Genomic DNA, 2,435 nt, shown 5'->3' with positions numbered 1-2,435 from the left:
GCGGTAGGGTGGGGTGGGGGCGGCAGACAGGCTTTCCAGGGGCGAGGCCCCACCAACCTTGACTTGATCCCCCATGCCGACTAGGAGGGTCGGCCTTTCCAGGCCTCCGTGGAGTTTCGACGGCGGACCTGCGGTTGGTTAGGCACGTTCAGCGGTTCCCCGGCATGCACCTGGCGGCCGCGAGAAGTTTGGAGTGCAAGAAATGTCGCAGAAGACCTACAGCGCGAAGGCTGGGGACATCAAGCGCCAGTGGCACGTCATCGACGTGTCCGACAAGGTGCTGGGCCGCGCGGCGAGCCAGATTGCCACCCTGCTCAAGGGTAAGCACAAGGCCATCTACACGCCGTCCATCGATACGGGCGACCACGTCATCGTCATCAACGCCGAAAAGGTGAAGGTGACGGGAACGAAGGAGCAGGACAAGCTCTACTACCGGCACTCCCGTGCGGGTTTCCCCGGTGGTTTGAAGATCACCAACCTGGAGAAGCTCCGCCAGCGTCACCCCGAGGACGTCATCCTCAACGCCGTGCGCCGCATGTTGCCCCGCAACGCGCTCGGTCGGCAGATGATGACGAAGCTGAAGGTCTACGCAGGTGACACCCACCCGCACGCCGCCCAGAAGCCGGCCGCGTTCGCGGTCGAGGCGTAAGGGAGACAACGTCCATGCCCATTCACCAAGAGCTCGGTTTCTACGCCACCGGCCGCCGCAAGGAAGCCACCGCCCGCGTGTGGCTCCGTCCCGGCACGGGTCAGGTCACCATCAACGGTCGGGAGATCAACGACTACTTCGGTCGTGAGACCTCGAAGATGGTGCTCAATCAGCCTCTCGAGATCCTCGAGCAGAAGGGGAAGCTCGACGTCACCGTGAACGTTCGCGGCGGCGGTCTCTCCGGTCAGGCCGGTGCCATCCGTCACGGCATCGCTCGCGCCCTGTGCGCCTTCAACCCGGAGTTCCGTCCGGCGCTGAAGAAGGCCGGCTTCCTCACCCGCGATGCTCGCGCGGTCGAGCGCAAGAAGTACGGTCAGCCGGGCGCGCGTCGCCGGTTCCAGTTCTCCAAGCGCTAACCGCTCAGGTTGGTTGCTCGGTTGTCTCCCGCGGCGGAGGCTCTCTCACGAGGGTCTCCGCCGTGGTGTTTTCCGGGACTCACCATTTCCCTCGGTCGCTTCGGCGCGGGGGCGTCTGCTACGATTCCAGGCGCCCATGGAACTGAATGAGATTCTCCAGATCGCCCTGCGCGGCGGTGCCTCCGACATTCATCTCAAGGCAGGCCTGCCTCCCATGTTCCGGGTGGATGGCTCGCTGGTGCCGTTGAAGGACGGTCGTCGCCTCCCTCCGGAGGAGGTGGCGCGCATGGCCTTCGGCATCATGAACGAGTTCCAGAAGGAGAAGTTCAAGTCGAGCAACGAGGTGGACCTGGCGTACGGCGTGCCGGGCCTGGGCCGCTTCCGCGTGAACGTCTTCCAGCAGCGCGGCACGGTGGGCGCGGTGCTGCGTGTCATCCCGTTCAAGGTGATGACCATGCAGGACCTGCTGCTGCCGCAGGTGCTGGCGAAGATTTGTGGTGAGGAGCGAGGTCTGGTCCTGGTGACGGGGACGACGGGCTCCGGCAAGTCCACGACGTTGGCGGCGATGATCGACCACATCAACGCCAACGAGACCAGCCACATCATGACGATTGAGGACCCCATCGAGTTCCTCATCCGGGACAAGCGCTCCATCGTGAATCAGCGCGAAGTGGGCGTGGACACGATGAGCTTCGCGCAGGCGCTCAAGAGCGCGCTGCGACAGGATCCGGACGTCATCCTCGTGGGCGAAATGAGAGATCACGAGACCATCGAGACGGCGCTGCACGCGGCGGAGACGGGCCACCTCGTCATGTCGACGCTGCACACGCTGGACGCGACCGAGACGGTCAACCGCATTGTCTCCGCCTTCCCTCCACACCAGCAGAAGCAGGTGCGCATCCAGCTCGCGAGCGTGCTCAAGGGCGTGGTCAGCCAGCGTCTGGTGCCGCGCGCGGACGGCAAGGGCCGCGTGGCCGCGGTGGAGGTGCTGCGCGTCACCGCGCGCGTGCGCGAGCTCATCGAGGACAAGGACCGGACGAAGGAGATTCACGACGCCATCGCCCAGGGCACTGACTCCTACGGCATGCAGACCTTCGACCAGTCGTTGATGAGCCTGGTGCGACAGGGGCTCGTCACATACGAGGAGGCCCACCGGCAGGCGTCCAACCCGGACGACTTCGCGCTGCGCTTCTCCGGCATCAGCGGCACGTCCGACTCGAAGTGGGACAACTTCGACGCGAAGCCCGGCGATGCCCGCCCGATTCCCGGCTCGGCCGCCTTCGCGCAGAAGGGGGCTCCCACGGGAGCCGCCGCGCCGCCTCCGGCTTCACCGCCCACGCCGGTGCCCGCCCAGGCCCAGCGTCCGGGCC

Annotated in this window: 3 protein-coding genes; all 3 read left to right on the top strand. The window is 65.9% G+C overall.

Going from position 1 to position 2,435, the window contains the following annotated elements; translation table 11 throughout:
- Positions 1-202 precede the first annotated feature (202 nt).
- On the top strand, positions 203-649 hold the full coding sequence (gene rplM, locus HR086_RS46225) for a 50S ribosomal protein L13 (protein WP_141649452.1): 447 nt from the start codon (positions 203-205) through the stop codon (positions 647-649).
- 14 nt (positions 650-663) lie between these two features.
- Positions 664-1,065, top strand: a complete 402-nt coding sequence (rpsI, locus tag HR086_RS46220; RefSeq protein ID WP_046712181.1) for a 30S ribosomal protein S9 — start codon at positions 664-666, stop codon at positions 1,063-1,065.
- A 136-nt stretch (positions 1,066-1,201) separates the two neighbouring features.
- Positions 1,202-2,435 (top strand): type IV pilus twitching motility protein PilT (locus tag HR086_RS46215; protein ID WP_141649451.1); only part of this gene is annotated, 1,234 nt, incomplete at its 3' end.

It is taken from the genome of Myxococcus sp. CA039A (assembly GCF_013336645.1).
Lineage (GTDB): Bacteria > Myxococcota > Myxococcia > Myxococcales > Myxococcaceae > Myxococcus > Myxococcus llanfairpwllgwyngyllgogerychwyrndrobwllllantysiliogogogochensis.
The sequence above is the reverse complement of the archived record's forward strand: the minus strand, read 5'-3'. Positions and strand labels throughout refer to the sequence as shown.

Bases quoted from the DNA above. Each gene is read 5' to 3' on its own strand.
- rplM (WP_141649452.1), top strand. From the start codon at position 203: ATGTCGCAGAAGACCTACAGCGCGAAGGCTGGGGACATCAAGCGCCAG.
- rpsI (WP_046712181.1), top strand. From the start codon at position 664: ATGCCCATTCACCAAGAGCTCGGTTTCTACGCCACCGGCCGCCGCAAG.